Below are 7,051 nucleotides of genomic sequence, written 5' to 3' on the forward strand. Positions count from 1 at the left end.
GAGCTCGACGCCGCCCGCGTCGATCTGCGCGAACAGGGCATCAAGCTGCCCTGAGGCTTTCAGCTGCTCGACCAGGTCCTGGCCCGAAGGCCCACCCGGCGTCTTCTCGTCGGTCATGGTCATGATTCTTACCGTTCCTCTCGGTACGGCTTACACAGACCATCTGACACGCCCATCTGTGCTGCCCGTTCCCGCCACTTTCGCCGACTCAGCGCGATGAGCTCCGACAGCTCCTATACCCACCCTCATTGCACATCGACCGCAGCGCCAGTTGGCGAGTGGAACTGACCTGCCAGCACGTCGAGACCTTGGTCGGGCATTCCCCTCGCTACGTTGAGCCAACCGTCCAATGCACCGAATGCGCTGTCATCCGCGGCGTGGTCAAAGCCGTGCGAATCGACGGCCAGACGGGCGACGGTGACGACAGCAGCGACATCGAAGGCCTCCAGCCTGACTATCAACGACTCACAGATGAGCAATGGAGCTGGATAAAGCACATCGTTCACACAGAAGAAGTCCCTCGCCGAGGGCGGCCACGCACTGACATACGCACGATCGTCGACGCGGCGCTCTACAAGACCCGCACTGGCATCACGTGGCGCGAGCTCCCAGCGGAGTTCGGGGCATGGCAGACGGCCCTGCGCCGGCACCGCCAACTGATAGAGAGCTCCCAGTGGGACGAGATCACGCGCACTCTGGAGGAACGAGGCCTATCCCAGTGAACCGAGGCGTTGTTGGGGCAACCGACTTTTGAGTCAGGCTGCTTATTGAGTCAGCGCACTTGTCAAGAGATCACGCGTCGAACAGCTCGAACCCGCTTCAGAGCTGGCCGACCGACGCGGCTTGACCGCTCCACCCACGCACCGCCGAAACGAGAATCGGCCTCTGCGGAAGTTCCGCGGAGGTCGATCAAAATCCCAGGTCAGCGGGGCAAACGCTTAGCAACTGATGGTAGATCGGAACTCGACTGACGAGCCAGATCAGAAGCTGCGAAGGCAAAACCCCTGGTCAGAAGCGCTTTTTAGACATTGAACCTGAATTCAACCACGTCTCCGTCGGCCATGACGTAGTCCTTGCCCTCCATGCGCACCCAGCCCTTGGCCTTGGCCTCGTTCTTGGAGCCGGCCTCCATCAGCTGGTCGAAGGAGATGATCTCGGCCTTGATGAAGCCGCGCTCGAAATCGGTGTGGATCACTCCGGCGGCCTGGGGGGCGGTGGCGCCCTTGGGGATGGTCCAGGCGCGGGCCTCCTTGGGCCCGGCGGTGAGATAGGTCTGCAGGCCCAGGGTGTCGAAGCCGACGCGAGCCAGCTGGTCCAGTCCGGATTCCTCCTGGCCGGTGGACTCCAGCATCTCGGCGGCCTCCTCGGCGTCCAGCTCGATCAGCTCGGCCTCGAACTTGGCATCCAGGAAGATCGCCTCGGCGGGAGCCACCAGCTCACGCAGCTGTTGCTGCATGGCCGTGTCGGCGAGGCCCTCCTCGTCGGTGTTGAACACGTAGATGAAGGGCTTGGCGGTCATCAGCTGCAGCTCGCGCAGTTCGGCGACGTCGATGCCTGCGGCCTGGGCGCCCTGGTAGAGGGTCCGGCCGCTCTCCAGTAGCTCCTTGGCCTCGGTGACGTTCTCCAGCACGCTGGGCTCGAGCAGGCCGCGCTTGGTCTCCTTCTCCAGGCGCTGCATCGAGTTCTCGATGGTCTGCAGGTCCGCCAGGATCAGCTCGGTGGCGATGGTCTCCATGTCGCCGGCGGCGTCGGTGCTGCCGGCCACGCGGGTCACGTCGGGGTCGGAGAACGCGCGGGTGACCTGGCAGATCGCGTCGGCCTCACGGATGTTCGCGAGGAACTTGTTGCCCAGGCCCTCGCCCTCGCTGGCGCCCTTGACGATGCCGGCGATGTCCACGAAGGACACGGTGGCCGGCACCAGCTTCTCGCTGCCGAACACGGTGGCCAGCTGGGCCAGGCGCGGGTCAGGCAGGGGCACCATCCCCACGTTGGGGTCGATGGTCGCGAACGGGTAGTTCGCCGCGAGCACCTCGGCGCGGGTCAGGGCGTTGAACAGGGTGGACTTGCCGACGTTGGGCAGTCCGACGATTCCGATAGTGAGAGCCACGGGAGATGATTCTACGGGGGACCTCGCCTCCCCCACCCGGGATCGGGCGGTGATCGTGCGCGGCATCTCCTCCGGCCGTCTCCAGTTGTCCCGCAGTGCGCCTCAGCCCCGGCCGGGAGCCTCGAGCTCACGAGCTCTCAGCCGCGCCTCGGCTGGTTCGTCGCACCCCCGTGGTGTGCTGGTCCCATGAGTGGAACACAGATGCTCCTGATGGGCCTGGCCCTGGGCGCGGCGCTGGGCGCAGCGGTCACCTGGCTGCTGCTGCGTGAGCGCACCCTCCGCCAGGAGGAGCAGCTGCGCGCCGGGGCCGAGGCCTCCGGGCAGCTGCTGCGCCTGGCCGATGAGCGCTTCGAACGTGATGCGGCCCGCCGCGACGCCGCGGAGGAGGAGCGCGAGGCCGAGCTGCAGCGCACCCTGGCCCCGATCACCGCCACCCTGTCCCACCTGGAGCGGTCCCTGGCCCGCTCCGAGGCCGCCCGGATCGATGCCGAGGGCGCGCTACGTGCCCACCTGGGCCAACTGGCCGAACGCGCGCAGTCCTTGGAGAGCGGCACCACAGCCCTGACCGCAGCGCTGCGGGCACCGACGGCACGGGGCCGATGGGGCGAGGTGCAGCTGCGACGCATCGTCGAGGCGGCCGGGATGCTCGAGCACGTGGACTTCACCGAGCAGCTCGCCGGCACCCGGGCCGATGGCGACAAGGGGCAGCGACCGGACCTGGTGGTGCACCTGTCCGCAGGGCGCACCCTGGTGGTCGATGCGAAGGCCCCCATGGACGCCTACCTCGACGCCGTCGAGGAGCAGGATCCGGCCCGTGCCGCAGCCCGCCGCACCGCCCACGCCAAGGCCCTGCGCCACCACGTGGGCGTGATCGCCTCCAAGGCCTACTGGAAGGCCCTCGGTGACACCCCGGAGTTCACGGTGCTGTTCGTGCCCAGCGACGGTGTGCTCGCTGCCGCCCTGGAGACGGACCCAGCCCTGCTGGACGACGCCTTCGGCAAGGACGTGGTGATCGCCTCCCCCGCCACCTTGGTGGCACTGCTGCGCACCGTCGCCCACACCTGGCGCACCGAGGCCCTGAACCGGGACGCCCGCGAGGTGCTGGAGGCCGGTCGCGAGCTGCACCACCGTCTGGGCACCTTCACCACCCACCTGGGGAAGGTGGGCCGCTCCTTGGACTCCTCCGTCGCCGCGTTCAACGACGCGGTGGGGTCCCTGCAGTCACGGGTGATGGTCACCGCCCGCCGGTTCGAGGACCTGGGGCTTCCAGGCACGCGGCTGGAGGATGTCGAGCAGCTCGAGCGCCGTGCCCGCACCCTTGACGATGCCGAGATCGCCGATCTCGCCGGCGGCAGCCGACGGCGAACGGGCGCTCAGGGCCGGGAGGCGGTGTGATCCGGGGGCAGCGACGGGGATGCTCCCCCTCCGGGCCCGGCGCCGTCTTGGTGGCGCTGTAGGCGACGCCCGCCGCCGGCACCGGTCGCCATCCCGCCACCGAGGAGATCAGCACGATCGTGCCGGCGCCCCTTTCGCGCATGCCGGGAAGCCACCGCAGATGCGCTGTGCGACCGTCGGGGCCGCCACCGCCGATAGCGGCCAACGTAGGTGCGTGGTGCGGGCAGGCGCACTGAGGCCGAACCGTTACATCCACAAAGCGGTTATCGGCCCCGACCGGGCAGTAGGGCATGATGTGATCGACCGAACATCCGCGGGGGTCGACGACGCCGTCGGCACCGGCGGGCCTGGGGATGCTTCCGTACCCATCGACCGAACGACGAACCACTCACCGAGGAGAACACCGATGAGGATCGCACGACGGACCTTCACTGCACTGGGGCCTGTGGCCGCCCTGGGACTGCTCGCCGCCTGCGGCAACGACGAAGGCGGCGGGGGCGACACCGGCAACGGGGGCGGCGGGGGCGGCGAGGAGGACTTCGTCACCGACCTCACCTTCGGCACCGGCGGCACCGGCGGTGTGTACTACCCGCTGGGCGGTGAGTACGCCTCCATCTACGAGGACAACATCGACGGCATCACCGTGAACTACACCGATTCCGGTGCCTCGGTGGAGAACATCGGCAAGATCTTCCAGGGCGAGTGGCAGCTGGGCATCTCCCAGTCCGACACCGCCAACGCCGCCGTCGTCGGCGAGGGCGAGTTCGAGGGCGCCCAGGTGGACAACCTGGGGTGGATCGCGGCCCTCTACCCGGAGGCCGCCCACATCGTGACCCTCGCGGGCACCGGCATCGAGACCGTCGCGGATCTCAAGGGCAAGCGCATCGCCGTGGGCGACGTCGGCTCCGGCACCCGCAACGTCTCCGACGCGATCTTGGCCGCCAATGACATCGGTGAGGGCGACTACGAGCCCTTCGAGCAGGACTTCGCCAGCTCCCTGAATCTGCTGCGGGACGGCAACATCGAGGCGTCGATCTTCGTGGTGGGCACCCCCACCGGCTCCCTGGGGGACCTGGCCGCCACCAACGACGTCAAGCTGGTCTCCATGGACGAGTCCACCGCCCAGAGCGTGGCCGACGAGAGCCTGTACGAGGTCTACACCATCGAACCGGACGCCTACGACTTCCTCACCGAGCCGGTCACCACACTGTCCGTGGCCGCCGCGCTGGTGGGCTCCACCACCCAGATCAGCCCTGATCTCGCCTACGAGATCACCAAGGCCACCTTCGAGCACGCCGAGACGATCACGCTGCCGCAGTCCGAGCTGATCAGTCACGACTACGCACTGTTCGGTCAGGGCGAGGTCCCCCTCCACCCGGGCGCGGAGAAGTACTACGAGGAGCAGGGGCTGCTCTGAGATGACCCCGGCAGGAAAGAGGACGGGATCGCGTCCCGCCGACGGCGACTCGTCGGCGGGGGCGATCCCCGAGGACACGAGCATGCCGGGCGCGCCCACCGCGCAGGATCCCGTCACTCCTCCTGAGGGAGGCGGCACGCAGAACCTCGTCACGCAGCTGCACGACGGTGAGTCGCTGCACGACGGCGAGGAGCACGCGCAGGAGGTGCTGCGCGAGCACGACACCGCCAGCCGCTTCCGCACCGACCTGGGCTGGTGGGCATGGGTGGTGGGCGGCCTGTCCGTCGCCCTGACGCTGTTCCACCTGTACACCGGCGTGTTCGGCTCGCGCACCTCACTGATCCAGGGCGCGATCCACCTGGGCGCGGCCACCTCGATCATCTTCCTGCTGTACCCGGCGGGGAAGCACCTCACCCGCCCGAAGGGCGGCATCCCCTGGTACGACGCCGTACTGGCACTGCTGGGACTGGCGGTGAACCTGTTCATCGTCGTGGAGTACTCCCACCTGACCAGCAACCTGGTCCAGATCATGGGGTACCGCAGCATCGACTACGCGGTGGCGGTGCTGGGCATCCTGCTGACCCTGGAGGCCACCCGGCGCTGCGTGGGCCTGCCGATCGTGATCATCGCGCTGTGCGCGATCGCCTATGGGATCTTCGGGGCAGGCCAGTCCTGGCAGGACTTCGCGGTCAAGACGTACTTCACCGCGCGTTCAGGGGTGTTCGGCACCCCGATCCAGGTGTCCTCCACGTTCATCTTCCTGTTCCTGCTGTTCGCGGTGGTGCTGATCCACACCAACATCGGCGCGTTCTTCAACGACCTCGCGTTCCGCCTCACCGGGCGCTTCACTGGTGGTCCGGCCAAGGCGGCTGTCGCGGCGAGCGGTCTGCAGGGCATGATCTCCGGCTCCTCGGTGGCCAACACGGTCGCTTCGGGCTCCTTCACCATCCCGATCATGAAGAAGGCCGGGTTCCGCCCCCACTTCGCCGGCGCAGCAGAGGCGACAGCCTCCACCGGCGGGCAGATCATGCCCCCGATCATGGGCGCTGCTGCGTTCATCATGGCCGAGTACACGGGCATCCCGTACAGCGAGATCATCATCATCGCGATCATTCCGGCAGTCCTGTACTTCCTGGGGGCCTTCCTCTCCGTGCACTTCGAGGCGAAGCGGCACGGGATCAAGGGGCTGCTGCGCTCCGAGCTGCCCAGCTGGAACAGCCTGCTGACGCGGATCGACCTGCTGCTGCCACTGATCGTGATCGTGTGGATGATGCTCTCGGGCTTCTCCCCCGCGCGCTCAGCCCTGTGGGGCGTGGGTGTGGCCTTCGCCCTGAGCTTCCTGCGCAAGTCCACCCGTCTCTCCTTCAAGGGGATAGTGAAGACCCTCGAGGAGGGCGCCCGCACCGCCCTCCCGGTGATCGCGGCCTGCGCCACCGCCGGCATCGTGGCAGGCACCGTGACCGGCACCGGCCTGGGTGGCCGCCTGGGCAACAGCCTCATCGACGTTGCTCAGGACAACTTCCTGCTGGTGCTGCTGCTGACGATGATCGCCTGCCTGGTGCTGGGCATGGGCCTGCCCACCACCGCCAACTACGTGGTCACCGCCACGGTGGCGGCACCGATCCTGTACAACAACTTCGAGGTCCCGCTGATCTCGGCTCACATGTTCGTGTTCTTCTTCGGGATCCTCGCGGACATCACCCCACCGGTGTGCCTGGCCGCGTATGCCGGATCCGGCATCGCCGGCTCCAACCCGCTGCGCACGGGCGTGACGGCGCTCAGGCTCGCCATCGCCGGGTTCCTGATCCCCTTCGTGTTCGTGCTGGAACCTGCCCTGCTGCTCGAGGGCACGATCGGCGAGCTGGTGCCGGCCCTCGTGACCGTGATCCTGGGCATGACGGTGATCGCCGCGGCACTGGCCGGTCACCTGGTGGTCCGCACCCGGGCCTGGGAACAGGTGGTCCTGATCATCGCCGGCGTGCTCATGGTGTACCCGTCGATACCGGTCTCCGCGGTCGGCATGGTCATGGCGGCCGTCGTGGTGGTGCTCCAGGTGATCCGTCGCCGCATCTCCGATCGCGACGGTCAGGAGCACGTCCCGCAGGACGCAGCGGCCACCGCCTGAGACCCGG

Annotated in this window: 6 protein-coding genes; 4 read left to right on the top strand and 2 right to left on the bottom strand. The window is 67.9% G+C overall.

All coding sequences use genetic code 11. From position 1 onward, the window contains the following. Nucleotides 1-245: 245 nt before the first annotated feature. Nucleotides 246-506, bottom strand: coding sequence for a hypothetical protein (locus tag M4D54_RS13460; RefSeq protein ID WP_259892057.1), 261 nt, complete (start codon nucleotides 504-506; stop codon nucleotides 246-248). Between M4D54_RS13460 and M4D54_RS13465 the strand changes: the two genes are divergently transcribed. Next, nucleotides 390-722 carry a transposase gene (locus tag M4D54_RS13465; protein WP_259892055.1) on the top strand — a complete coding sequence of 111 codons (333 nt, stop codon included), beginning with the start codon at nucleotides 390-392 and terminating at the stop codon, nucleotides 720-722. The two genes, M4D54_RS13460 and M4D54_RS13465, sit on opposite strands and share 117 nt — an antisense overlap. Nucleotides 723-1,021: 299 nt before the next feature. On the opposite strand, the gene ychF is transcribed toward M4D54_RS13465, so the two are convergent. Further along, nucleotides 1,022-2,107, bottom strand: coding sequence for a redox-regulated ATPase YchF (gene ychF, locus M4D54_RS13470; RefSeq protein WP_259892048.1), 1,086 nt, complete (start codon nucleotides 2,105-2,107; stop codon nucleotides 1,022-1,024). Between the two features lie 186 nt (nucleotides 2,108-2,293). Here ychF and M4D54_RS13475 point away from each other — a divergent pair, with 186 nt between their 5' ends. The 3 genes from M4D54_RS13475 (at nucleotide 2,294) to M4D54_RS13485 (ending at nucleotide 7,044) form a co-directional block, all read left to right on the top strand. Then, nucleotides 2,294-3,502, top strand: coding sequence for a DNA recombination protein RmuC (locus tag M4D54_RS13475; protein WP_259892050.1), 1,209 nt, complete (start codon nucleotides 2,294-2,296; stop codon nucleotides 3,500-3,502). Nucleotides 3,503-3,908: 406 nt separating this feature from the next. Then, a complete protein-coding gene (locus tag M4D54_RS13480) occupies nucleotides 3,909-4,919 on the top strand; it encodes a TAXI family TRAP transporter solute-binding subunit (RefSeq protein WP_259892052.1) in 1,011 nt (336 codons plus the stop codon). 82 nt (nucleotides 4,920-5,001) lie between these two features. After that, complete coding sequence (locus M4D54_RS13485; protein ID WP_259892054.1) at nucleotides 5,002-7,044, top strand: TRAP transporter permease; 2,043 nt, start codon at nucleotides 5,002-5,004, stop codon at nucleotides 7,042-7,044. Nucleotides 7,045-7,051: the final 7 nt, after the last annotated feature.

It is taken from the genome of Brachybacterium sp. p3-SID1565, assembly GCF_025143785.1.
Taxonomy (GTDB): domain Bacteria; phylum Actinomycetota; class Actinomycetes; order Actinomycetales; family Dermabacteraceae; genus Brachybacterium; species Brachybacterium epidermidis.

Bases quoted from the DNA above. Each gene is read 5' to 3' on its own strand.
- M4D54_RS13475 (WP_259892050.1), top strand. From the start codon at position 2,294: ATGAGTGGAACACAGATGCTCCTGATGGGCCTGGCCCTGGGCGCGGCG.
- M4D54_RS13480 (WP_259892052.1), top strand. From the start codon at position 3,909: ATGAGGATCGCACGACGGACCTTCACTGCACTGGGGCCTGTGGCCGCC.
- M4D54_RS13485 (WP_259892054.1), top strand. From the start codon at position 5,002: ATGCCGGGCGCGCCCACCGCGCAGGATCCCGTCACTCCTCCTGAGGGA.